Below are 23,779 nucleotides of genomic sequence, written 5' to 3' on the forward strand. Positions count from 1 at the left end.
CAGTGAAACTGGTACTCACTGACGTAGGGACAATCGATAGGCCACCTTCGTATGGCTGCTTGACTCGATTGGATTCTGACCCAAGAGACACGGAAACGAGCCTCAAAGCTAAAGAATCGCTGCGACTATAGCCTCTCGAACCAAGAAGAAAGCGGCCCTCGGGCCGCTTTTTTCATGCCCGGTTTTTGGCAATGGTGCCAACCTGAATGCCCATGGGCTTGGTGCGCGGCGTCCAGGTGACCACTGAATAGTGAAACCCCAGGTTGCGATCCATCAGCGGCTCCAGCAGCAATGTCCCATCCTGCGTGCGCAGGATCGTGATGCGATTCATCGCCGCTCGAGGATGCGCGGAATCATGGTAAAGCTCTGCGCCCAGGACAATGAGATTCGCCACGAACAGCGGCACATCGTCAGCCTTGGTGCAGCCTCGACTGCGCAGCTCCTTTTTCTTGCCTTCCCAGATGTGCTTGACACCGTAGCCAGCGGCGGGCTGTCCGGGCCTCATCCGGTGCAGGCCGGCCTTCAGGTAGACGGAAGCTTCAGCAGCGCCCAGACGGACAATCTCCGGAATCACGCCGAACACATGGCCCCCATTCGGGTGCTCGATCAGCTGGTTCGGCTTGAGTTTAAGAATTCCTGTCACGCGGCCCCCGAGTCATTGTGGTGGCATATTACCTTCAAGCCTGTCTGTGCGGGCTTTGTTTTATCTCCCCCGCATGCCTTGAGGATGCTTTTTTTGTCACCGGCATCCGACCTTCCAAAGTTGGTCCCAGCTGGTCATATAACTGGGGCTTAGCAGAGCCCGGCGCATACCCCAGTCCGGCGTCAGCGGAACGGCAGCAGTGCGCAAGCAGTCATGCCCCCACCGACGATTGATCCGATCCATGGCAGCCATGAGTGCGTCGGAGCGCTCAGGCTGGCTCGGGCTGAAAAGGTCCTGCGTGAACTCCCCTCGCTTGCGCAGATCCATCAGCAAGACTTCGGCCTTGCTGTACGCGAAACCTGGCCGGTAGATCTGCTCGACCGCCTGCAGGGCGCATTTGGTCAACTGGCGTACATCGTCGGTAGGGTAGGGCGGTATGCACGTTGCCGCGTTCGCATACTTCGCCCCGTCCCCGTGAAACGAAGTCTGGATGCCTATCCGCATGGCCCCGCACAGCGAGCGCTGCATGCGCAGCTTCTCGGCGGCACGGTGTATGTATGTCGCCAAGGCCTCCTGTAGGCCTTTGAGCGTATGGACGCGCTGACCGAACATTTTGCTTGAGCAGATCGATTGCTTGGGCGCTACGGATTGCTCCAGGTCCATGCAGGACTCGCCCTGCAGCTCACGTATCGTACGTTCAAGCACTACGCTGTATTTGCGTCCCATGGCCCTGGCGTCCGCCCGGGAGAGCTCCCAAGCTGTGCTGATACCGTCGCTTGCGAGGTTTTCCCGCATGCGTCTGCCAATGCCCCATACCTCATCGACCGGCATGCGTCTGAGCAGCCATTCAACGGCTTCCGGCTTGCGCAGGTCGACGACGCCGCCAGTTCTTTCCCGCCAAACCTTTGAGGCGTGCTGCGCAGCCTTGGCTAGGGTCTTCGTGTGACCGATGCCAATGCCGACCGGCAGCGCTGTCCACTGCAGCACGCGGGTTTGAATGGCCCTGCCAACATCAGCGATCGGCTCAGGTAGCCCGTCCAGTCGAACAAACAGCTCATCGATGGAGTATCGCTCCCAGTCCGGCACCAACGACGCGATGGCGACACCGCATCGATGACTCAATTCCCCGTAGAGGGTGTAATTACTGCTGAACACGGCGACGCCATGCCGCTCCAGAAACGAGCGCACCTTGAAATAGGGATCTCCCATTTTCAGACCGAGCGCTTTCGCTTCAGGGGTACGTGCCACGATGCAGCCGTCCGAGTATCTGAATGACACTAACAGTTAGCGGAAGATAACATATTGATTTATATTGAAAATACACCACTAACATTTTTTATGGTTTTGGCGATTCAGCGGGATCAAATAAGCCTTTTGATTCACACAGACGAAGGCAATTCGGCATAGATAGTTTGACGCTCGTGGCGTCCGTCCTGGAGGCGCACATCGAGAGTTATTCGTCGAAGTCAGGCCTCGATATCACGCATCAGAGTATCGATGACGTCAGGTTTGTCATGGACGCCGAACCGATCCACCAGCATGGAGGTCGCTTGGTTCATGCCAATGATGTCGACCGCGCACATACACGACGGAGTCTGAGCACCACCTTGTCGAGAGCCGCCACCGCCGCGATATCCCCGATGTATTCCTTGAATTCAAGTTTGGTATGCCTTGATACTTCTGAGGGGGCTGATATACGATGATTTCAGGAGATGGCATTCCTCCTTTAACCGCCTAGTGCTGATGATGCCTACGTGAACCCTGGACAGGGTGCGTAGGTGTATCCGCTCCCTGTCCCTGAGCTAGGACAGGATTATGATCCTACGACCCCAGTCGCCTCTCTTTTTTTGTGCTTACCTGTTACCTATTTGGCCTAGGTCTGACGAGGTGAGCCCACCATGCTGAAATCACTTTTGGTTATCGCCGTTGGCGCGTCACTCGGTGCCTGGTTGCGCTGGCTATTGGGTATGAAGCTAAACGCATTGTTCCCCACGATTCCCCCAGGCACTGTGATTGCAAACATGATCGGGGGCTACATCATCGGCTTAGCAATCGCGTTTTTGGCCGCATCCCCGACTCTGAGCCCTGAGTGGCGCCTGCTGATCATCACGGGTTTCTGTGGAGGGCTCACCACCTTTTCTACGTTTTCGGCAGAAACAGTTGCCCTGATCCAGGAAGGCAGATTGCTCTGGGCGTTCGGCTCAATTTCATTACACGTCGTGGGCTCGCTGACGATGACGGCTGCCGGGCTTCTGTCCTATCAAATTATCGGTACGCGCTGAGGAGATGAAAATGAAAGGTTTCCTGGTGATTTTCTTTACCCAACAGAACCGTCGTTATCAGGGCAAGATGCTCGGCGACTGGATCGTTGATTTGGCGAAAGAAATGGGACTACGTGGTGCGACCCTATCTACGGGTATCGAGGGTTTTGGGCATACCGGTCGGCTGCACTCCTCCCATTTTTTTGAACTGGCGGATCAGCCTACCGAGATTCGCATGGCTATCACCGAGGACGAATCTGAACGGTTGTTCGTACGATTGGAGCTTGAGGAAATCTCGGTGTTTTACATAAAGACTCCAATTGAAATGGGCTTCGTCGGCAAAAAAACCACCTAGTCCGGCATCCTTTTACCAAGCTAGGCTTCAGGAGATCTTCCTGTGCTTGTTGTTTCCGTAACATGATTTTACATTTTGAGCGGAGCTAGCTAAGATCGACGGATTGGAGATGGCATTCCTCCATTAACCAACCGCTGCGCCCGTAGCAGCTGATGATGCCTACAGAAACCTGATCAATCAGGTCTGTAGGCGTTCGCGCTCAGATTCCCTTTTTGGTCAGGCCCACTTACTTTTTTGTGGCTGGCCAAATGTCTAAATTTCGACGACCTGAACAACTCGACTTACTGCCCTATATAGCGAAATGGCTTGCGCTTGCTGGTCTTGTAGCTCTTTTGGCAGGCTCTGCTTCTGCGTTATTCCTCCTTTCTTTGGATCATGCCACCCAGTGGCGAGAAACCCATCCCTGGGTGATCTGGCTCCTGCCAGTGGCCGGCTTTGCTGTGGGACTTGCATATCACTTGATAGGCAAACCCGTTGATGCCGGAAACAACCTGATCATCGATGAGATCCATGATCCTAAGAAGATCGTGCCTTTGCGCATGGTACCGATGGTGCTGATCGGAACCGTGGTTTCCCACCTTTTTGGTGCATCTGTGGGACGTGAGGGGACGGCGGTGCAAATGGGCGGTGCCCTTGCCGATCAACTGACGCATGTCTTCCGTCTGCGCCGCGAAGACCGTCGGGTGATTCTCATGGCCGGTATTAGTGCTGGCTTTGCGTCCGTCTTCGGCACCCCTCTTGCCGGGGCTTTATTCGGACTTGAAGTATTGGCCATTGGACGTATGCGTTACGACGCGCTTTTCCCTTGCGTGGTTGCGGCAATCGTTGCTGACCAGGTGGGGCAAGCCTGGGGCGTGGTTCACACGCATTACGTCATTGGCGAAGTGGTTCCGGTGCAGCTGTGGAGTGTCATGGCTGTGGTGGTAGCTGGGATTGTCTTTGGCCTTACCGGCCTGCTATTCGCGACAGCGACCCACAAGCTCGGAGCCTTCGTTAAGCGGCTTATCACCTATTCACCATTAAGACCCTTTGCCGGCGGCCTGCTGATCGCAGTCGCAGTGTGGGCGCTCGGTAGTAACCATTACATCGACGTTGATAAGTACATCGGGCTAGGCATTCCGAGCATCGTCCAATCCTTTCAAATGCCAATGGCCCCTTGGGATTGGCTTGGAAAGATGGTGTTCACCGTTGTCTCCTTGGGCACTGGATTCAAAGGCGGTGAAGTGACACCGCTGTTTTACATCGGTGCCACCTTGGGGAATGCGCTGGCTCCCCTCTTGCACCTTCCCTTCGGCATGCTGGCTGGTATCGGCTTTGTCGCCGTCTTTGCCGGTGCAGCTAATACGCCACTGGCAACCATCGTTATGGCCATGGAGCTCTTCGGGCCCGAAATTGCTCCGCTTGCAGCCATTGCCTGTATCGCAAGTTACCTCGTATCCGGACACACCGGGATCTATCACGCCCAGCGCGTCGGCCACAGCAAGCATCACCGTCCTCTTCCGGAGGAAATCCGGCTCTCTGATATCAAGCAATTTCATGCTCAAAGTGAATCCGCCAGCGAGCGGAAAGTGACTCTTGTGGGGGAAGAGAAATGATTGAACATCACCAAGATCGCCTGACAGCTTTGCAACTCTATTTTCCTGGCGCTAGCCGGGCTCGCGTGACCAGCTTCTGGCACCACCTAAGCGCACCTGCACTAGCCCAGCACCTCCTTAAAGTTGCTCAAAAAGCAAAAATTGAGCAGGTCATGCTCAAGACGATTTCTGCAGGTTATTTGCCAGGCCATCGCATCTCCCATCATCACCCGGAGCTTGGCGATATGCGTCATCCCCAGTGTCTGGAATTGCTAGATACAGAGGACAAGCTGCGCGCATTCCTGCGCGACCACGCTGACGAGTTACGCAAGGTGCGAGCAGTTCTTCTCTTATGTGAGTTACCGCTCACTAACGCGTCGTAATTCAGTTTGAAAACAGCTCGGAAATGAAGAAGTAAGGCCGACCGAAGCGTCGGTCACTCGCCACATTAGAGGATGTAGCTATGAACGGCTTTCAGCTGACGTTTTTCACCGAACAGAGTACCAACTACCAGCACCTTCCACTGGGAGAGTGGTTGGTCGAGTTCGCCAAGCGAGAGGGCGCGTTGGGTGCGACGTTGGTGAGCGGTACGGAGGGGCTAGATCATTTGGGGCATTTGCATACGGCGCATTCCCTCAGCGGTGCCGATCATCCCGTCACGGTGACTATATCCACTGATGAAATTGGGTGCGACAGGTTGCTGGAGGCATTGGCCAAGGAGTCGTTTTCACTGAGCTATATCAAATTGCCCATCGAATACGGTCGAGTGGGCCAGGCGAAAAACTAAAAAACGCACCTTGTTGGACAACCAATAAAAAGGATAACGCCATGTACCGAGTTTATAACCTACGTCCACAGCCAGCCCCTGCTAACTGGGCTCGTGACAACAAGACGCTTCTCGTAGGACTGGTTTTCTGGTCACTTTTTCTGGCCGGCATCGCAGGCAGTCAAAAGGTCTCGAGCGAGGGGTGGTACATCGTCACCTCGCTCGAAGGCGCATTGGTCACGATGCGTATGCCCAGTGAGAAGTCCTGCAAGGCCGACGTAGCCCAGACCTGCGTACCGGGCTACGAGCTGAGAGCACAGCAACATTGAGCGCGATGGCGGTTGGCAATCCAAAGATGAGATCGCGAAATGGAGCTCACCGACGTCGGCTCATCAAAATCATTTTAGAGAATTGGGAGACCACATGAGCGCAGTGACGCTGAGCATCGTATTCGGGCTTGTGATGGGCAGGTTTTTCACAGGATCTGTCTATGAGTTCGCCGCGCTTTTCATCGTAAGCGTTGGAGTGTCCTTGCTGACCTTTTATCTGCTAAATCAAAGGCGCGCCAGGCTACAAGCCCAAACGGCGTATTGCTGCTCTGTAATGGTTGCTTCAAACCAAATGATGGAGTTTTTCCAGATGGCAAAGGGAGGGCAGTTCATACCCTTGGTGGGAGAGATTCCTGAACTAATTATTGGAGGCTTCTTGGTTCCCGCAATTGCGGTGTCGGCAGTGCAGCTGTTCAGGATACTCATGGAGAGCTGACGTCCGACATAGAGGCCTCTCAACGGTTTCACATGGTTAATGACGTTCCCGAATCGTTACTTGGAGAAGATCTATGAAAACGCAAATTCAGGCCATTTATGCACGTGAAATTCTCGATTCACGCGGCAACCCTACCGTTGAAGTCGACGTCACCTTGGAGTGCGGCGCCATGGGCCGGGCTTCAGTACCGTCCGGTGCCTCTACAGGCGTTCACGAAGCAGTTGAGTTGCGTGACCAAGATATACAGCGGTATTCCGGCAAAGGAGTATTGAAGGCCGTTAGCAATGTAAATACCGAAATACTTGAGTCTTTGAGAGGCCTGGATGCGGCTGACCAGGAACAGGTTGATCATCTGATGATTAAGCTGGATGGAACCTCTGATAAATCCAGGCTTGGAGGAAACGCGATCTTGGGCGTGAGCCTCGCCGTTGCCAGAGCGGCGGCTTCTGCGCTGAACTTGCCCTTGTTCCAATATCTGGGCGGCGAGCAAGCAGCAAGAATGGCCGTCCCAATGTTCAATATTCTCAATGGCGGTGTTCACGCCAACTGGCAAGGCCCTGACTTTCAGGAATTCATGATTGCACCTACAGGAGCTGGCAGTTTCAAGGAAGCCTTGCGATGGGGCGCTGAGGTGTACCACGAGCTGAAAGCGGTGCTTAAGGACGCCGGCTATTCAACTGCGGTCGGAGATGAAGGCGGCTTTGCTCCGACGCTCAAGAAAAACTCAGATGCCATTGAGCTGATCATCAAGGCAATTGAAAGGGCCGGTTACGCCCCTGGATCTCAGATCGAGATCGCTATCGATCCAGCATCCAGCGGTTTCTATGAAAACGGTCTTTACCATCTGCGATCGGAAGGTCGTAAGGTCGATGCCCAAGAGCTGATTAGCCTCTATTCCTCCTGGGTCGACAAGTACCCGATTGCGGTACTGGAAGATGGCCTCGCGGAAGACGATTGGTCGGGCTGGAAGCTATTGAATACTGCGCTGGGTGACCGGATCGAGTTGGTTGGAGATGACCTGTTTGTCACCAACGTCGAACGGGTTCAGCGAGGCATCACAGAGAATGTCGCAAATGCCGTACTGATCAAACCCAATCAAATCGGAACCCTGACTGAGACCAAAGCCGCCATCGAAATGGCCTACGGTGCTAACTGGGGCGCAATGGTTTCTCATCGTAGCGGCGAGACTGTAGATAGCTTCATCGCTGATCTGACCGTTGCCATGGGGACTGGCCATCTCAAAACTGGAGCTCCATGCCGAGGCGAACGCGTCGAAAAATATAACCAGTTTTTGCGCATAGAAGAGCATCTTGGAAGCCGTGCCATTTATGCAGGACATGATGCGTTTGTGCGGTGATATCCACCGGCTTGAGTCCAACCAGATTGAAACGAGAGAGACGTAATGACTCCGTCAGAGAAGCTAGTCGACTGGAACCGGAGATGGAGAATCCAGGGCGGCATTGTCATTTGTAGAAAGTGCGCGGCGCAGCAGCCCGAGACATTGAGTGATCAACCGTTCGCACACCACTTTGACTGTGATGAGGACAGCTCGAAATCTCCGCGACCATGGACTGACTTGGATGCGATCAGGAAGTCATTCGTCCTGCAGCCGGGAAATCTGTTGGTTTGGTCAGCGTAAAAATCGAATCACGTGTATCCGTTGGCAAAAAAGTCAGCGGCCTTAGCCTTTCATAGACGCTTGGAGATATGAGCATGAGCTACGCGGACATTCCAGCTGGTAACGCAATCCCCGATGACTTCTTCACCGTTATCGAGATTCCTGCAAACCACTCGCCGATTAAGTACGAGGTGGACAAGCCGAGCGGACAAATTTTTGTTGACCGCTTCCTCAGCACACCGATGTTCTATCCGGCCAACTACGGGTTTATCCCGAACACGCTGAGCGACGATGGCGATCCTCTCGACGTTCTGGTGATTTGCCCATATCCCGTCTCACCTGGTGTTGTAATCCGCAGTCGCCCGGTTGGTGTGATGTACATGACTGACGAAGCCGGAGCGGATGCCAAGGTGATCGCAGTGCCTCATGAAAAACTCAGCTCTATGTACAGCGACGTCAAGGAGTGCTCAGACCTCCCTGCGTTACTCCTCGCGCAGATCCAGCACTTCTTCGAAAACTATAAAACATTGGAGCCAGGCAAGTGGGTGAAGATGGGCCGCTGGGGGAGCTCAGATGAGGCGCGGGAAGAGATTCGCAAATCGGTAGCTGCATATATCCCCAAATAGCTCTTCCGCCAGTTGGAATTCAGCCGGGAGTCGAACTGAGGGGCGCGTGATTTGTAATTGGCCTCTCAGTCGCCCGGAACATTAAATATCGATGGAAACACGCGCATGGAAAAATGGGTGGCTTATGCCTTCATCTCAATGTTTTTTGCCGGGTTTACTTCTGTGATCGCCAAGATGGGACTCGCAGGCATTTCAGCTGAGCTTGGTCTAACAGTTCGAACCCTGTTCGTGTGTGCCTTTGTACTCGTATTCGCCGCCTGGGCTGTTCCGACACAGGAAGTGGCCAACATCACAAGCCGAAATCTGTATTGGCTAGGACTGTCTGGCGTCACCACTGCCTTGTCATGGATCTTCTACTACAAGGCACTGAAAGTCGGGGATGTCGCCACGGTGGCACTGATCGATAAAGGTAGCGTGGTCGTTGCCATGCTGCTCGCCGGCCTGGTGCTTCGAGAGATCATCACGTTGCGCATGATCGCCGGTGCGGGCTTGATCGTGGCAGGTTTGTTGGTCATAGCTAAAAAGCCCTGACTAGCCTGCAAGTCAATGTTCTGCTCGGAGCATAACTCTGTACCACGCGTTCCAGAGCCCTAGGGGATAGGTTGAGTCTTATCTTAGCCTAGGACAATAACTGTTACAGGCTATTTGCTCAGCCATATTGATAAACCTCGGATGTTAAAATAATCGCTTTAGATCAAAGCGCAAGGAAACTGATGACCCACAATAGAACTTCCGCAGAAACCCCTAGAGCGGCTGCAATCTTGGCTCGCTTCCTGTCATCGGAATCCGCTGGAGGTCTTGTGTTGATGGGGGCAGCTTTGGCTGCGCTGATTGTCGCTAATTCGCCTCTATCCCAAGGTTACTTCGCAGCCTTGCACAGTGTCTGGTTGGGCATGTCTGTCGAGCATTGGGTCAACGATGGCCTGATGGCCATCTTCTTTCTAATGGTCGGCCTGGAGATCAAACGAGAAGTGCTGGCAGGTGGGCTTTCCACCTGGGGCCAGCGTGCCTTGCCGGGATTTGGTGCTATAGGCGGCATGGTTGTGCCTGCGCTGATCTACATCGCAATAAACTGGGGTAATACTGAGACCTTGAAGGGCTGGGCCATCCCAGCCGCTACCGACATCGCATTCGCCCTGGGCGTCTTGTCGCTGCTGGGTAAGCGAGTCCCGACTTCGCTGAAGGTTTTTCTCGCTGCCTTGGCGATCATTGACGACCTGGGGGCTGTGGTCATCATCGCTTTTTTCTACACCACTGGTCTTTCCATGCCGATGTTGCTGGCATCGCTCGCAACTCTGGTCATTCTGATCGCAATGAATCGATTGGGCGTCAGACGATTGCTCCCATATTTGCTTGTCGGTGGTGTGCTGTGGTTCTTCGTGCTGCAATCTGGGGTGCATGCCACCCTTGCTGGTGTCGCTGTAGCGCTGTGCGTCCCAATGGGCAAGCCTGAAGAGGAAGCCCGGTCTCCACTGCTGTTCCTAGAAGAAAAGCTGCACATGTGGGTAGCGTTCGCTGTGGTGCCGATTTTTGGCTTCGCAAATGCTGGGGTTTCACTGGCAGGTATTTCCATGGAAAACCTGGTCGATCCAGTTCCGCTGGGTGTTGCGCTCGGCTTGTTGGTGGGCAAACAGATAGGCATTTTCCTATTGGCGGCCTTAGCCATTCGTCTGGGCTTGGCCAAGTTACCAGAAGGAAGCACCTGGACTCAGCTTTACGGCGTGGCGCTGTTGTGTGGCATTGGCTTCACCATGAGCCTATTCATTGGCAACCTGGCGTTTGCCGGATCAGCTCACTTGATTGATGAAGTCAAAGTTGGGGTCTTGATCGGTTCGATCCTGGCTGCGTTTGGCGGCATCATAGTTCTTAGCCGTAGCAGTGTTCTCGCAGGTGCCGCAATAGCCAAATAGCCTCGATTGGATTGACCACGGTATTTCTGAACAGGCAGAAAGGCCGTTTATCTGCTGGGCTTCTGAGTCAGAGCCACAACCTTTCCGCTGGAGACCGCTTTTAACTCAGCCATTTCGAAAAGGAGGCGCTGGTTTACAGAAGCGATTCGGGCAAGCTCCGCCAAAAGCTGGTCGTTTTCCGCACGAAGCGCCCTGTTTTTCTCCTTCTCACTCATCAGTGCTTGGTGCTTCGAGTCTCGCTGGGCGCGCACCGACTTGCCCATGAGAGTGCGAATTTTTTCCGCCACCGCTGGGTAGGTATTATGAATGAGACCCGGCGTAACACCTGCTGCTCGGGCAACCGAAGCAATGGAGAGCTTTTCGTTGCCTGCGACGAGGCCATCAATGACCTTATCTAGCGCGGCGAGGGTCTTCGACCTTGAACGGGCTGGTGTCTGATCCTGAGTAGACTTATTCACCATTTACAGCCTCGTCCGTCTCATCGTTTATGGGAGAGAGCCCCAAACTGGTGATGACGTCGAGTGCGACTTGCAAATCGCGCGCTGCTCGCTGCGTAACGGCAGGGCCCGCGTCTTCGATCTTAATCAACTCTTGCTGCTGGATATAAATGTCCTGCCAGGTGCCAGCGAAGAATTCATCGATGACTGAATTTTTGCACCCTGGGCACCGTGTGGCCTCATATAGACCAGCACCTCCGCAGCCCCGCTCCGTGGCAATGCACCATCCGTGTCCAGTCGCACGAATGTTGGCATGTGGAGCGGTCTGGGCAAGTAGAGCTGCTCTATCCTTGATTGGGATCGCCCGCAATTCCACAATCTTTTCGCCTGCGCCCCCAGCCAAGGGCTGGTCACCGAGCCATGATTCGATCAGATCGATTTTAAATTCTGTCATCTGCTGAAAGATCTCATCAAAAAGCGTCAGGTCTTGCTGCGGATTGGATGCATAGAGTTGAGTCATGCTCATGCTACTATGTTTGAACTGCCACTTTAGGTAGATTAACGAAGTGCGACCCATACGGGACTCAACAAAACACCTTGCATAGGTTCGCCTGCATTGGTGCGTCCTCAATGGCCAATCACTTCCAGCGGCTTTAGCTATACGGTCAAACGCAGCATTGGATGCTTGCCCGCTAAGCGCCTCAACATGTTTATCCTGAAGTTTACCGCCCTGGGCGTGTCGCCCCAAAAATAGTTTCTTCGAGTCCCTGCGAGCCTTTTCCAGCCTCAGAAGGTGCTCGGTGGGATTACTGGGATCGATAGTTCTTGCAAGATTTCTAATCTCTAGTTCCAGTTCTTTCCTGATAGGAACCGAGTATTTGGCCAAAAGCTCCAGTGCATCTAGAGTCAATTCTGGGACGAGATACTCTACGCGCCCCTTGCCCGTCTTATGTTCTATTGTGGATACCCAGCAAAATTTAACTCCATTTTTGATCTCTCTACGCCAAGCGCCAACCTCAATCCCAATGGCCTCGTCATTACGCATGCCGCTAGTGATTGAAACTATATACAGCACAGCATCTCTGCATCGAATCGACATTCGCTCATCACTAGGATGATATCCTATACCACTGACCGCTAACTCAGCTTTCATCTCCCGAACGATACTTTCGCAATAGTTGAAAATTTTAGATTGTTCACCAGAAGGAATAATATCCGTCCGCCCAACGTTTTTATTAGCAGAAGCCGATCCTTTTACTTTGCTAACTCCGCAAATTCGCCATAATTTAGAGTTACCCCAAGGATCACTCTGAAGGGGAAAAATCGTATCAGCAGCAAATACCCAAAGGAAATCAATAACCCGTAACCGTCCATAGAGCGGGAGCGGCCTTAACTTTAATTCATTCTTGCAATGATAAACATAATTACTGATATGGATCGGACGAACATCCGCAAACCTTGAAACTCCCAGATTGTTCAACCAACGAATAAAGGGCATCACACTTGCAACAGCGAAAGTAGTGATACCCCGTGCGATAGGAGGCTTGGAGCTAGGTAGACCTCGCTTAAACCATGCGTAAGCAACAGCTTTGCAGTCATCAATGAGCGCCCGAGGCATGCTCATATCCCAATTGATAAATTTATAGGAATGGGCAACATTGGCCTGATCAAAAAACGGACGAAGATCCCACTGCGCATCGCCAAACCTGCTAAGCACCAGAGTTTCCCCACGGTCATTAACGATGGCACTGATCACAATAGCATTTCGTTCTGCGGGACTCAGACCATTGGCTGTCACCGGTTGCGCAATGAGGACATCATATGCCTTCAACAACGCATTCGTGCTTCTTATGTTCAAATCCCGCCGCCCCTTCTTTTCTTCATGAACTCGATCTTTTTAGCCCAGAACAAGTGCGGAGATGATTCAGCCTTTGCCTTTGCTCGCTTAACCAAAGCGGCATCAAATTTTCGTGAAGTGAACTCATTGATAAGTTTAATATAGTCAAACTGCCGCCTACGCCATGCCTCCCACTCATCAGTGAGAAAATATTCGACTTCGGCGTAAAGGAACTGTTGGTAACTGAACAGCCGGTATAAGTCCTCCTGTGTGCCTACAATCGCATAGCTGGGACAACCGAGGCAGTGAATAAACTCCGAACAGTGATTTACGCCATCCTTGGGCGCCCGACTACCATAAAGGCTATCTTTGCAGCCGCCTGGCGGGGTAGGTGTGACGTGGATGCCCCGTAGCTTGTCTGGAAAAGCCTCCCCGACAAAAGTTGCGCCTTCGGTCTTAATTTCATCATTAATTTTTAAGTAGTGATTATCCGCAACGCCTGGCGTATGGCCCATGACAGAGGACACTTCTAAAATGTCTCCACCGCTCAGCTTCCACAAACGGCTTTCCATAGTCTTCCGCAGCCGACTAAGCGTGACATGCAGTCGATTACCTAGATCGTCTTGAAGTGCATGACGCTCACAAATATTTTTGGTAGTCACGTATAAAGCGCCGGGCGTAAGGGTAACAATATTGTTCGCCCCACCCCGTTGCCCTGAGCGATACAACCATACATATGAACAAATCTCCTCGGATGCCAGCGCCACAAGTGGCTTGCTGATTTCAAGGGCCTTATTCAAGACTGCAACCCCATCGAGCGGAATGGCGCTGTAATCGTCTAGCAGATTAGTTTGACGTATTGTTTTACTCTGCGCACCTTTGCCCCGCCGCTTGATAGTAGTTATCAATCTGAGATTTGGCACAAACGGGTGAGGCTTTAGGGCATCTCTCGTCATTTCTAAAAGTGGCGTGGTATTAATACCTGATCTTGCCGCCGTGATTAGTAGCATCACTGCCATGGCCTCTGCTCCATTGCCAAGGAACGTGCCCTTATGGATAGCAACAAGGTCGGACTTTAATGCCCCGAGTAGCCTTTGCATTTCCCCCATGGTGAGCGGATCTGCGTCTTTCGTATTCCGCGCATTGTTGGGGAATGGATTTGGCGGCAAGAGATCGTCAGTATCGGTTTCTACAAATCCATAATCAGCTAGAACAATGACCAATGACTTAAAGCTGGTGTAGTAGTTCTTAGCCGTCGAGCCATTGGGGTACTTTAGCTTTAGCCAAGAGATATAACGTTCCAAATGACGTTTGGTCAGGCCGTTCGGCGTTGTGGGTGGCGACTCGACCGAGCCTCCACCTAAGAAACTCAGAAAGAACCTCAACCCGTTCACAGAGTAACCAATCAAAGTGGCTACGGAGAAGTTTCCTCCTTGCAGCAACGCCCTGATAACGTAAATGCTTTGAATTGCCCAGGCGTCGAAGCCCGAACCTAGGGATGGTCTGAAGTAGTTGTGTATTTCTGGCTGACTTCAGCCCCTGCCGATTTTAAAAGCGGCAAATCGATCAAAAACGCTCAGATCACCCGCTTATTTCTGTGTTTTTAGCCGCCGCGAGCACCTCGCGGCAGCCATTTCCCACATTACAGGCGCACCTCTCCTGCATTCGCCAGTAAATGTCGGCGCGCCATCCACAGGTTCGACAGCGCGAACAGCGTCACCAGTTGCGCCGTGTTCTTCGCCAGACCACGGAAGCGCACCTTCACATAACCGAACTGGCGCTTGATCACCCGGAACGGATGCTCGACCTTGGCTCGTACCTGAGCCTTGGCCTTCTCAATCTTGCGCGCGGCTTTGTACAAAGCACTGCGCTTATCAAGCTTCTTGTAAGTACTACGGCGGGCGGCGATCTGCCAGATGACCTCCCGGCCTTCATGTTCAGGGCGTTTCTCGACGCCGGTGTAACCCGCGTCGGCACCGACCATGTTCTCATCGCCGTGCAGCAGCTTATCGACCTGGGTGACATCGGCCACGTTGGCCGCCGTGCCCACCACGCTGTGCACCAAGCCCGACTCATCATCGACACCGATGTGCGCCTTCATGCCGAAGTAGTACTGGTTACCCTTCTTGGTCTGATGCATTTCCGGGTCGCGCTTACCGTCCTTGTTCTTGGTCGAACTCGGCGCATTGATCAGCGTGGCATCGACGATCGTGCCTTGGCGCAGCGACAGCCCTCGGTCGCCCAGATAGCCATTGATGACAGCCAAGATGCCGGCGGCTAGTTCGTGCTTCTCCAGCAAACGACGGAAGTTGAGGATGGTGGTTTCATCGGGGATACGCTCCAAGCTCAGCCCCGCGAACTGGCGCAGGATGGTGGTCTCGTACAGCGCCTCTTCCATCGCTGGATCGCTGTAACCGAACCAGTTTTGCATCAGGTGCACGCGCAGCATCGCCATCAGCGGATAGGCCGGACGACCGCCTTCACCCTTGGGATAATGCGGCTCGATCAAGGCAATCAAACCCTTCCACGGCACCACCCGATCCATCTCGATCAGGAACAACTCTTTGCGGGTTTGTTTGCGCTTACCGGCGTACTCGGCGTCAGCGAAGGTCATCTGCTTCATGGGGAAACTCAGCGGGTGGAATCCGGGTATTTTGCCAAAATCTGGAAGTCTTCTTCAGAGTTTCCCTAGGTATTGAGAGTGGTCGAGCTGCCTATGATTTCTCGGGTTTCTCGGCAAATCAATTTTGATGCTATCTTCGACAGCCTCGAATCCTTTCGTGACGGATTGCAGGGCCGCCTTATAGTTCTTTTGCCGGGCCAACGTAACTACCTCAGGTGCGCTTAGTGGAGTCAGCCGTGAACATCATGTCAATTTCGTCCTCATGCGCAAGAACGGATTGAGCCTCCAGCTGGTTGATGAGGTGCAAGTAGATCATCGTTGTTTGAACATCTGAATGCCCCAACCTGTCTCTGACATACAACAGCGGCTCACCTTCAAATTCTTTGCTTTTTCTAAGGGCAAGCAAGGTATAAGTCCCGTAAGTGTGGCGTAGCATATGAGCCCGAACATAGAAGCCGCACTTTCGCTCATAGGACTTCATAACGTCCACTACGGAATCCTTTGAATAATGCCTGCCTTCATTAGTTAGGAGTAGCGCAGTTACACCTCCATCACCATTGGACTTACGAACCTCTCGCTGGTGAAGGGAATAAGACCACATGCTCTCCATCAGCGACCATGGCACATCGATAGTCCTGGGCTTGTCGTACTTGATATGCATGTCTGAAGGATCAAGAGCAACGCTGACCATTTGCCTTGGGCGCAGTCCATTTTTTAACCTAGGGTTGAACACATATTTGAGAGGAAAAGACCTGGCCTCACAGGAGCGAAGCCCTGTACGCACCATGAGGTGAAATAATATCTGGTGGCTTGGATCAGTATCCAAGGCAACGCATACCTTGACTTGATCCTTGGTCAAGAATTTGGTCAGGCGCTTTCGGTCACGCACCATCACCGAAGCCTTCGTGCTCTCGGCTCCGGGTTGAGCAACATGACTGAGAAGACCGGAATGTGGAGCCACCCTGACCCTTTTCTCCCCGAAGGGCAGCACGGTTATCAGGTTGCGCTGCTTGGCCCATCGGTAGAACTTCACAATCAGGGCCAAGCGACTGTTCACCGTTTTGGGATCAAGCGCTAATTCTCCGCTAGACCAATCCCTGTACCTCGACAGGATGCTCAGACCATGGGCCGGGCTTTCCTCGTTCCAGGCCAAACCATTGGCCTCCAGGAAGGCGAAATAATCGTACAGACGCCGCCCATAGGCTTCCCAAGTCAAATCGCTTAGGGCCTCACCTGACTCGATGAGCGTGTGCCAAAGGAAGGACTGGGCTGGCTCGACTGGCCATCCCTCTGACCCGATCAGCAAAGGAAAGCCTTCAAAGGATCGACCTGCCAATGCTAGGTCTTTTGTTGCGAATACCAGCCTCATGCCGCTGCCCTAAACCACCACCAATGGATTGCCTTATGAAGTCTGGAAACTATTGTTCCAAAGGGGTTCAGAAGGTGGCGCGGACTCTACAGGATTTACTAACGATTTCTACCCCTCAGATCCGAGTTGGACAATACGACGACTGGGCGCTGTCGCAGCTCTGGTCTGAAAATGCGTTCACAGCTGCAGTAGAACGAGTTGACGTCCACCAGGCCGAAGATAGGCTGATGATTAGTGTGCATGGGGCGTCAGGTCCCATGTCACGACGCCGAACACTTCAATGGTGCCATATTCGCTGGGAGCGATGCTCTTGTACGCTGGATTTGCCGACTCCAATACCCACCCTGCAGCTGACCTGGCCAGCCGCTTCACTAGAGGTTGATTGTCGACGTAAGCTAGTACGATATGGCCGGCAGTCGGAGAAATTGATCGGTCGACTACCAGGAGGCTACCATCGAAGATGCCGGCGTCGCGCATGCTGTCACCTTCAACCTGGACGATCCAGACGTGAGGAGCACGAATATTCATGCGCTCATCCAGGGACAGAGGGGCTTCGTAGTAGTCAGCCGCGGGGCTTGGGAAACCGCCCGCTGCAGTACCAGCCAAGACTTGGAGCAGCTGCGTCGACGGCGCCAGTGGATACGGCGTGAGGGCATTCATAAAAGACACCAGCAATTACTGTTTGCATATACAGTAATCCAGCAATCGCTGCGCGACTAGCGTCGGTTAGACAAAAGGCGTTTCCAGGAGCTGACAGTCCCTGAGATTTCCGCCTATAGTACCCTAACAGATATATGCTTTAGTTAGGGCAAAACTATGCAAGTGCTCGAAAAAGAAAGGCTGTTACAGATCTATGAAGAGGAGATAGAGGCCGCGTATGCCGAGCTTCTTGATGCGTTTATGAACATGCTGACGCTTGGGGTAGGGGATCCCAGGTCTATGGCTGGTCGATGCGGCGCACGGGTTGCTGCAGCGCACAAGCGGTGCAAGCGAGGATTAGTGTTTTCCGAGCTGGTGATTGCTCGTGATGCTGGCTTGGACATCACCCCTACAGTTGCTGAGCACGTGTGTGAACGGCTAATCGGCCGTGGGGTAGATTTCCGAAAGGCGCTAACTTTCTTTGGTACGCCTGGCCGTACCGCAGCGCAAAAATCTGGCGTGGTCCAGGAAGACATGGCCAGTATTGAAGCGCAGCTGTCTCCGCAGGTGAGTTTGCTCATATACGAGATGACGGTGATCCGTGAGCGCCACAAGGAAGAGTACGTCGACCGCGTCGAGGCCGCGGTCAAAGAGCTCCAAGGAAATTCAGGAGCCTAATAAATAGATGCGTTAGTTAGCCTAAAACATATATGTTTTAGGCTATAAATGGGCAACCGTCGCGCTAGGGAGGACAGGCTTCACACGATCAGTCTCTTGCGGCGCTGGGCGACAGCTTGTCTGGAGCAGCCTGCGCGGCGTGCAATCTCCGCGTTACTTGTGGTCGGGAGAAGATGATCGAAATCTTCCAGCTTTTGCCCTTGGCGGGGTTCGTAAATATCCACTTTCAATAGCCGTCGCCGGCGGCCAATTTCGTACGCAGTGACGCAGAATATTTTTGCCAGGGCTACGTCCGACATAGTGCCCAAGAGCGGGTCATAGGGTTTGCTGATCGTTTTGTCGTCCGCATATGGTGGGATGCCTTTATTGGCCCGACGGATCTGGACCGCATTAGTAGTCGTGCCCGCCAGGTAGGCCACAATGCGGTCGTAGCATTGGCCAAGAAGCCAGTCGTAGGGTTCGATCTTGGAATATTTGGGCATCGCTGCTTCCAGGCTGGATGTGACCGGTTGAAGTGCTTGAAGACGCGCACGGTAGCGCAGTAGAAGAAACTTAGCCTAATACATATATGTGTTAGCTATGCCGCCGCGCCATTGCCTTCACATAAAAGTATGTACATACGTACGTACGCATATTATCATTTGTGCATTCTCACCAGGTAATCGGAGGCTGGAATGTACGACGCAGTGATCGCCAAAGAAGCGTGCTCCCTTGAGACACAGCGGTTTGTACCGGGGGAGGTTGTTTCGATTCACAGGGATGGCACAGCGGCTCGTAATGCCGCGGACAAAGCCAACAAGCGCAAAGGCGAGTACGGCCTTTTTGTGGCGGTTCATTCAGAGAGCCTGGTGAAGAAGGGGGATTTGCGGGAAGACCTGTTGAATCAACATGAGCTGAATGAGCGCCGTGAGTATGGCAAGCGACTGATGCGAGCAATCTTGTCCGACGAGCTCACCGGTAAGCGAAACGTAATGGCTGACGACGCTGGATATCACCTGCAGCATTTAGGCATCACTTTGGAGGAGCTCAAAGAGTGGTACGAAGAAGAGGTTCGGGCAGAACATCTTGAGCAACAGATCCGATATCAGGAGCATGCACACTTGCGGGCAAGAGGGTTCGAGGCTCAAAAAGCTATCGATGAGATTCGTAACCAACCCTGCTTTGCCGTACCAGCCGTGCGTGGTATCCAGGCTGGGCAGGAGTATTTTCTCGCCCAGATTCCATACCCAATCCTGGCTCGCCTGTTTGTTTTCGACGAAGAGGAAGCCGTGCCTGCGGAATTGCGCGCTCAGCGTGCGTTGAACAAGAAACGGGCAGAATCTATCAGTGAATACATGCTCGACAACCGGGACACCTATGTACTGCCGGCGCTAACGGCGAGCGTCGACAAGGCTATGGCTTTTGAAGCGCTTGAAGGCATCGAGCAGCTGGGCACGCTACACATTCCCATGAGCGCCACCATGCTGATCAATGATGGGCAGCACCGGCGCCTGGCTATCGAAATGGCACTGCGCAACGACGAGACGCTGCGCCATGAAACGGCGCCGGTACAGATTCACTTTGACCAAGGCCTGCAGCGCTCTCAACAGATCTTTGCTGACATCAACAGCAAGGCGGTGAAGCCGTCCAGCGCGATCAATGCGCTGTATGATCATCGCAATCCATACAACACCTGGCTCCAGGATCTCCTCACACAGCTTCCTGCGATCAAGCGCAAGATCGACTTCGAGAACGGTACTCCGGGCATGCGTTCGTCCAAGCTCTGGAGCCTGATTGCCTTCAAAAAATTCGTGACACTGCTTACGGGGCTCAGTGAGAAAACTATCACTGGCCTGAGTGATGATGAGCTAATGGACTGCGCCGATCTTGTGCGTGAGTTCCTCGAAGGTTGTGAGAAGTACATCCCCCAGTGGGGCAATATGGTTTCCGGCAAGATCGCTGCCTCGGATGTGCGTGAGAATTTCGTCATTGGACACGCGGTCTTCCTGGAGGCGCTTGGGACGTTCGGTCGTGAAGCGCTGTTTTACGGTACGCATCTATCGCCTCAAGAGAAGAGCGCCAAGGTCATTGATCCAGGCAAGGCCAAGTGGCATGTGTTGAGACCGCTCGAGGCGCTTCAACCGTCAAAGAGCGACGGCATGTGGGAGAATCGGTGCGTGGTATTGGGCAAAATGCAGAAGACGGTCGACGGGACCAAAGCCACTGCCGCTCAGCTGCTTTCGATTGCCAACATTCCTATGCCGGAATCGCTGGCCGAATTGCACCAGCGCATCATCAAGTGAGTACACCGCAGCGAGGCGCGTAGGCGCCTCGATCACACTTCAAGGAGATCGATATGTCTGTAGGAACTGAAAGGCTGATACCGGTTGGTACTGCGCTGGTGGCTGTAGTCGCTGCGGCTTTCACGCACGGTGTGCTGCAGTTGCTACCGGAAGTAAGCTTTGCCGCACACGCCTGGATGATGCTCGGGGTGCTGATTGCGGTCGGCATACTCGGGACAGGTCTCTGGTGCGAGACCCAGCCTGATGGTATTGGAATGATCACTGCCGTAGGTGTTCTACCGCTGGCAGTTGGGTCGATCTGGGGAGGGCTTTGGCCTGGGATGACAGAGTGGGGAGCGGTCGGCCTTGCGTTTCCAGGGCAGACGCCACCGGTTGCTTGGTGGGCCTCGAGCGCGGTGAAGTGGGTAGGGCTCGCAGCGATTCTGGGTGGCGGGTACTACTGGCTGTATCGGAAAAATTTCCACTAATCCCGGGATGGATTGTTCGCGGAGGAACTCATGGAACTTGAAATCAGCACCCTTCAGAAGACAGCCCAGAACTGGCGCGATAGCAACCAATGCAATCAGGGAGGAATCGTCCTGGTCTGGCAGGGGACCGTATACGGTTGGAAAAATGAGTTGCGCGACCCTCAGCATGAGCAGCCAGGCGCTATCGCAGTGGACCCTGCCGGTCAGGTGTTCATCGCTGAAGGGGGGGATGCCTACAACGGTGCCACGCACTGGTCGCCAGTATGAAGGAGCTCGAAGAAATGGAGAGGATGTGGCTCGCGGCCGATACCGCCAGGAAAGTTGCGATGCGTGCTGCGCCACGCGACCGGATGCTTTGGCGGGACCAGCTGGTCAATGTCGTTTGCGGTGCAATCAAGGCTGTTTGCATTACGGTTGCACTCGGAATGGTGATTGAGCGAATCGGCTTGCCTGGGGACATCTCTCAAACGTTCGCAATTTATGTTACCGGCCCGTTTCTGGCTTTCAATCCATGGGCAATCTTCTGGCGCAATCTGTTCCGTGAACGTGCGAACGCGGCGTTTGATGATGCCCTGGAGAATCCGCGTCAATATTTGACCTTGTAGGTCGGCGAATCCTCCGGCCGCTGGCCACGCCGATCGTAAAGGCGCGTCGTGCTGATATTGGAATGTCCCAGCCAGGTCTGGACCTTCGCGATATCAGCCTCGTGCTCCAAAGCATTGGTTGCGGCAGTAGCCCGCAGCCCATGCACACCAAGGCCAGCCACCGCAATGCCGGCCGTTTTGGCCCAAAACCCGATGATCGAATAAATACCGTTGGCCAGCAAACGCGCCCCTGGGGTCCGTCCGCGAACAGAGCGAAACAATGGGCCCGTGGTCCGCTCGCCATCCGCTTCCAGGTATTGGTGGATCCGCTCTGCAGCCACTGGATGGAGTGGCAGGTAGCGCACCTTGCGACCTTTGCCATGCACCTTCAAATGACGAACGCCGCGGCGTTCCTGCAGGTCGTCGACATCCAACATAGCTGCCTCCTCACGACGCAATCCGTGGTATAGGAGAACCGCCAGCAGGGCTCGATCGCGAAGCCCCTTCACGCTATCCAGATCTGGAGCATCAAGTAGTGCCTTGGCCTGGTCGTCGCCCAGCGCCGGCGTTTTACCTTCATTGCTTTCATTCGGAGGCCGCTTGACGCCATGGACGGGATTGCCTCCCGCCACAGCGTTGCTGTCCAGCAGGTGATCAAACAGGCTGGTCAACGCAGCAAGCTTTCGCCGGATGGTTGCGGCGGACAACACTCTGCGCTCGAGGTCAGCTCGCCAAGCTAGAACATGGGCGCGTTGAACCTCTCTGAACTGGTCCGGATGGACAATGCCCACGAAAGCGGTGAAATCGCCGATATCGATGCTGTAGGCACGGCGGGTCTGCGGGTTATCAATGTTGGCCAACCACTCGGTAGCAGCTGGCACCTCAGATAGAGCCAGGTACTGCGCTTCAGTGAGTTTGCCAGGCTGCCTGGTTATCTGAATGTCTTTCATCAACGCATCCGCCGTCGTCTATTAGGCGTGCTGGTATCTACAGGATCGACAGGCTTAGCGTTCAGTAATCGCTCCCACCGTTGAGTTTCCGCATCCATCTCATCTTCACCACGGATTTCAGCGGCAATGGAGCCACCAGACTTTGCCAAGGCGGATTTTGCCTTCGACCAAAAGCCTAGTGCAGATCCCCAGACATGAACCGGCACGATCGGAACCCGGTGCTGTTCATGAAGCACTTTTAAAGTGGCCAGGCCATGGCCATTTGCGCGGTGCTGATCGTCCACATCAATCTTGTGAACGTACACGCGGTCGAGGATCGGGTTCAAACCGTATTCGATACTACCCACGCGCGTAGCGCCGGCATAAATGCCGGCGTAAATGGTCGGAGACGGATAACCAAATTGGAGCGGGTGCGAACTCTCCCGTTCAGTCACTAACTGAACGGATTGTTCGAGCTTGGTCGTTTTTGGGGATTTCCGGCGCGTGTGTTCGAAAAAATCACGCAGAGGGTCAAACCAGTCCACAAAACCTCTCCCTGTCCAAAATTGGTGATAACGTATTTTATCACCAATTTATGAACGCGGGGGGAGGGAGGCTATGCAGCGCTCAAGCGCGCTTGAAATGCTTCCATTTCTTTCATTGTGCTGATGTCTGGCACAAGCCTTGGACACAGGTTGAGCTGGGCAGAGATGTAGGCCAGGGTCCGAACACGGTCAACCGAGGTGTTCATTGCTTTTGCTACTCGTTTGGCTGCACCTGGTCGATTCAGGGCGCAATGCGCGGCTTCCAAGATTTCGGCAAGCAGGTCTTCATCGAGCTGTCTAAGCATGTCTTTCAAGTCCATAGGGTCCATCCTTCAGTGATCGGGCATCAAATGCCCTACAGGGCGGCAATTTCCGCATTCATGACGCAGGCCAGATCCGGGCCCAGCTGACGACGAATACGAGCAATCGAGGTGTCACTAGGAGGCGCTTTATAGAAGGAGAATTCTGGTGAGTTCGAATGCTGCAGGACGATCAGATGAGTCTTGCCGAGACGTTTCAATCTCCGCAGCTGGGCAACTTCATCGATCATCTGGGTGATGGCCATGTCGAGCCATTCTGGCGTTTCAGTTGGCTCATCCATAGCGTGCCCTTGGAAGGTCAATTGAAGTTGGTAGCCTTGCGCTTTCAACTGCGCAACCAAGTTCGTTTGCTGAGCATAATCGATTTCAACCCGCGTCATGCCGCCATCGCCATTGTTGGATACAAGCCCAAGCATTTTTTTGTGGAGATACACTTTGCAGGACCACGCGAGGCCTCTGGAGGCCTCAGCTTCCTTGTAGCCCTTGATGTCCAGGCCGACACTGCGATACGCCTTGATGTTTGAGTACGCTTCCATAATTGACCTCCGTAT

Annotated in this window: 30 protein-coding genes, 1 pseudogene and 2 riboswitches; of the genes and pseudogenes, 16 read left to right on the forward strand and 15 right to left on the reverse strand. The window is 53.7% G+C overall.

Going from position 1 to position 23,779, the window contains the following annotated elements:
- Positions 1-172: 172 nt before the first annotated feature.
- The 3 genes and pseudogenes from E6B08_RS30540 to E6B08_RS31280 all read right to left on the reverse strand — a co-directional run.
- Positions 173-643 carry a hypothetical protein gene (locus E6B08_RS30540; RefSeq protein ID WP_009682522.1) on the reverse strand — a complete coding sequence of 157 codons (471 nt, stop codon included), beginning with the start codon at positions 641-643 and terminating at the stop codon, positions 173-175.
- Between the two features lie 96 nt (positions 644-739).
- Positions 740-1,891, reverse strand: a complete 1,152-nt coding sequence (locus E6B08_RS30545) for a Y-family DNA polymerase (protein WP_238349376.1) — start codon at positions 1,889-1,891, stop codon at positions 740-742.
- Positions 1,892-2,109: 218 nt separating this feature from the next.
- A pseudogene (locus E6B08_RS31280) lies at positions 2,110-2,279 on the reverse strand (sodium-independent anion transporter); the annotation flags it as partial.
- 63 nt (positions 2,280-2,342) lie between these two features.
- Positions 2,343-2,403: riboswitch (Fluoride riboswitch) on the forward strand.
- A 138-nt stretch (positions 2,404-2,541) separates the two neighbouring features.
- Between E6B08_RS31280 and crcB the strand changes: the two are divergent.
- From crcB to nhaA, 11 genes are all read left to right on the forward strand, one after another.
- Positions 2,542-2,925, forward strand: coding sequence for a fluoride efflux transporter CrcB (crcB, locus tag E6B08_RS30550; protein ID WP_047338305.1), 384 nt, complete (start codon positions 2,542-2,544; stop codon positions 2,923-2,925).
- Between the two features lie 10 nt (positions 2,926-2,935).
- A complete protein-coding gene (locus E6B08_RS30555; protein ID WP_047338306.1) occupies positions 2,936-3,259 on the forward strand; it encodes a DUF190 domain-containing protein in 324 nt (107 codons plus the stop codon).
- Between the two features lie 96 nt (positions 3,260-3,355).
- Positions 3,356-3,428, forward strand: a riboswitch (Fluoride riboswitch).
- 79 nt (positions 3,429-3,507) lie between these two features.
- Complete coding sequence (locus E6B08_RS30560; protein WP_047338307.1) at positions 3,508-4,854, forward strand: voltage-gated chloride channel family protein; 1,347 nt, start codon at positions 3,508-3,510, stop codon at positions 4,852-4,854.
- On the forward strand, positions 4,851-5,216 hold the full coding sequence (locus E6B08_RS30565) for a hypothetical protein (RefSeq protein ID WP_080967020.1): 366 nt from the start codon (positions 4,851-4,853) through the stop codon (positions 5,214-5,216). The genes E6B08_RS30560 and E6B08_RS30565 overlap by 4 nt, the downstream gene beginning before the upstream one ends.
- Before the next feature lie 80 nt (positions 5,217-5,296).
- The gene (locus E6B08_RS30570; RefSeq protein WP_047338308.1) at positions 5,297-5,620 is read left to right on the forward strand and encodes a DUF190 domain-containing protein; all 324 of its coding nucleotides are present in this window, start codon (positions 5,297-5,299) and stop codon (positions 5,618-5,620) included.
- A 41-nt stretch (positions 5,621-5,661) separates the two neighbouring features.
- Positions 5,662-5,928, forward strand: a complete 267-nt coding sequence (locus E6B08_RS30575; protein WP_047338309.1) for a hypothetical protein — start codon at positions 5,662-5,664, stop codon at positions 5,926-5,928.
- 94 nt (positions 5,929-6,022) lie between these two features.
- On the forward strand, positions 6,023-6,364 hold the full coding sequence (locus E6B08_RS30940; RefSeq protein WP_047338310.1) for a hypothetical protein: 342 nt from the start codon (positions 6,023-6,025) through the stop codon (positions 6,362-6,364).
- Between the two features lie 73 nt (positions 6,365-6,437).
- Entirely contained in the window at positions 6,438-7,721 is a 1,284-nt protein-coding gene (eno, locus tag E6B08_RS30585) for a phosphopyruvate hydratase (protein ID WP_087715969.1), read from the forward strand.
- 356 nt (positions 7,722-8,077) lie between these two features.
- Positions 8,078-8,608, forward strand: coding sequence for an inorganic diphosphatase (gene ppa, locus E6B08_RS30590; RefSeq protein WP_047338301.1), 531 nt, complete (start codon positions 8,078-8,080; stop codon positions 8,606-8,608).
- Between the two features lie 105 nt (positions 8,609-8,713).
- Positions 8,714-9,139, forward strand: coding sequence for an EamA family transporter (locus E6B08_RS30595; protein ID WP_047338300.1), 426 nt, complete (start codon positions 8,714-8,716; stop codon positions 9,137-9,139).
- A gap of 182 nt (positions 9,140-9,321) precedes the next feature.
- Positions 9,322-10,518: a Na+/H+ antiporter NhaA gene (nhaA, locus tag E6B08_RS30600; protein ID WP_087715968.1), complete on the forward strand. Its 1,197-nt coding sequence runs from the start codon at positions 9,322-9,324 to the stop codon at positions 10,516-10,518.
- Between the two features lie 47 nt (positions 10,519-10,565).
- On the opposite strand, the gene E6B08_RS30605 is transcribed toward nhaA, so the two are convergent.
- The 7 genes from E6B08_RS30605 to E6B08_RS30635 all read right to left on the reverse strand — a co-directional run bounded on the left by E6B08_RS30605 (position 10,566) and on the right by E6B08_RS30635 (position 17,444).
- Complete coding sequence (locus E6B08_RS30605; protein ID WP_153330866.1) at positions 10,566-10,979, reverse strand: TetR family transcriptional regulator; 414 nt, start codon at positions 10,977-10,979, stop codon at positions 10,566-10,568.
- Positions 10,969-12,786 carry a tyrosine-type recombinase/integrase gene (locus tag E6B08_RS30945; protein WP_228390342.1) on the reverse strand — a complete coding sequence of 606 codons (1,818 nt, stop codon included), beginning with the start codon at positions 12,784-12,786 and terminating at the stop codon, positions 10,969-10,971. Before E6B08_RS30945 ends, E6B08_RS30605 begins: the two co-directional genes overlap by 11 nt.
- A gap of 23 nt (positions 12,787-12,809) precedes the next feature.
- Positions 12,810-14,096 (reverse strand): hypothetical protein, encoded by a 1,287-nt coding sequence (locus E6B08_RS30615; RefSeq protein ID WP_238349377.1) that lies wholly within the window; start codon positions 14,094-14,096, stop codon positions 12,810-12,812.
- Positions 14,097-14,434: 338 nt separating this feature from the next.
- Positions 14,435-15,415, reverse strand: a complete 981-nt coding sequence (locus E6B08_RS30620; protein ID WP_011077862.1) for an IS5-like element ISPre1 family transposase — start codon at positions 15,413-15,415, stop codon at positions 14,435-14,437.
- A gap of 211 nt (positions 15,416-15,626) precedes the next feature.
- Positions 15,627-16,784, reverse strand: coding sequence for a tyrosine-type recombinase/integrase (locus E6B08_RS30625; RefSeq protein WP_087715965.1), 1,158 nt, complete (start codon positions 16,782-16,784; stop codon positions 15,627-15,629).
- Between the two features lie 98 nt (positions 16,785-16,882).
- Entirely contained in the window at positions 16,883-17,026 is a 144-nt protein-coding gene (locus tag E6B08_RS30630; RefSeq protein WP_080967030.1) for a hypothetical protein, read from the reverse strand.
- Positions 17,016-17,444 carry a LexA family protein gene (locus E6B08_RS30635; RefSeq protein WP_009682520.1) on the reverse strand — a complete coding sequence of 143 codons (429 nt, stop codon included), beginning with the start codon at positions 17,442-17,444 and terminating at the stop codon, positions 17,016-17,018. The genes E6B08_RS30630 and E6B08_RS30635 overlap by 11 nt, the downstream gene beginning before the upstream one ends.
- A 156-nt stretch (positions 17,445-17,600) precedes the next feature.
- Between E6B08_RS30635 and E6B08_RS30640 the strand changes: the two genes are divergently transcribed.
- Positions 17,601-18,101: a hypothetical protein gene (locus E6B08_RS30640; protein ID WP_009682519.1), complete on the forward strand. Its 501-nt coding sequence runs from the start codon at positions 17,601-17,603 to the stop codon at positions 18,099-18,101.
- Between the two features lie 80 nt (positions 18,102-18,181).
- Here the strand turns inward: E6B08_RS30640 and E6B08_RS30645 are convergent, their stop codons facing one another.
- Positions 18,182-18,583 (reverse strand): AsnC family protein, encoded by a 402-nt coding sequence (locus E6B08_RS30645; protein ID WP_009682518.1) that lies wholly within the window; start codon positions 18,581-18,583, stop codon positions 18,182-18,184.
- Positions 18,584-18,775: 192 nt separating this feature from the next.
- Here E6B08_RS30645 and E6B08_RS30650 point away from each other — a divergent pair, with 192 nt between their 5' ends.
- From E6B08_RS30650 to E6B08_RS30665, 4 genes are read left to right on the forward strand one after another with little or no spacing between them, the layout of a single operon-like run.
- A complete protein-coding gene (locus tag E6B08_RS30650) occupies positions 18,776-20,383 on the forward strand; it encodes a DNA sulfur modification protein DndB (RefSeq protein ID WP_023662973.1) in 1,608 nt (535 codons plus the stop codon).
- Positions 20,384-20,436: 53 nt separating this feature from the next.
- Positions 20,437-20,850, forward strand: coding sequence for a hypothetical protein (locus tag E6B08_RS30655; RefSeq protein WP_009682516.1), 414 nt, complete (start codon positions 20,437-20,439; stop codon positions 20,848-20,850).
- Between the two features lie 30 nt (positions 20,851-20,880).
- Entirely contained in the window at positions 20,881-21,117 is a 237-nt protein-coding gene (locus E6B08_RS30660; RefSeq protein ID WP_009682515.1) for a hypothetical protein, read from the forward strand.
- The gene (locus E6B08_RS30665) at positions 21,114-21,455 is read left to right on the forward strand and encodes a hypothetical protein (protein WP_136917518.1); all 342 of its coding nucleotides are present in this window, start codon (positions 21,114-21,116) and stop codon (positions 21,453-21,455) included. The genes E6B08_RS30660 and E6B08_RS30665 overlap by 4 nt, the downstream gene beginning before the upstream one ends.
- Here E6B08_RS30665 and E6B08_RS30670 read toward each other — a convergent pair.
- The 4 genes from E6B08_RS30670 to E6B08_RS30685 form a co-directional block, all read right to left on the reverse strand.
- A complete protein-coding gene (locus E6B08_RS30670) occupies positions 21,437-22,384 on the reverse strand; it encodes a tyrosine-type recombinase/integrase (RefSeq protein WP_009682513.1) in 948 nt (315 codons plus the stop codon). The genes E6B08_RS30665 and E6B08_RS30670 overlap by 19 nt on opposite strands.
- Positions 22,384-22,908 (reverse strand): hypothetical protein, encoded by a 525-nt coding sequence (locus E6B08_RS30675; protein ID WP_009682512.1) that lies wholly within the window; start codon positions 22,906-22,908, stop codon positions 22,384-22,386. Before E6B08_RS30675 ends, E6B08_RS30670 begins: the two co-directional genes overlap by 1 nt.
- Before the next feature lie 71 nt (positions 22,909-22,979).
- Positions 22,980-23,228, reverse strand: a complete 249-nt coding sequence (locus E6B08_RS30680; RefSeq protein WP_009682511.1) for a hypothetical protein — start codon at positions 23,226-23,228, stop codon at positions 22,980-22,982.
- A 35-nt stretch (positions 23,229-23,263) separates the two neighbouring features.
- Positions 23,264-23,764, reverse strand: a complete 501-nt coding sequence (locus tag E6B08_RS30685; RefSeq protein ID WP_009682510.1) for a hypothetical protein — start codon at positions 23,762-23,764, stop codon at positions 23,264-23,266.
- Positions 23,765-23,779 lie beyond the last annotated feature (15 nt).

Origin of the sequence: Pseudomonas putida (genome assembly GCF_005080685.1) — a bacterium.
Classification (GTDB): domain Bacteria; phylum Pseudomonadota; class Gammaproteobacteria; order Pseudomonadales; family Pseudomonadaceae; genus Aquipseudomonas; species Aquipseudomonas putida_V.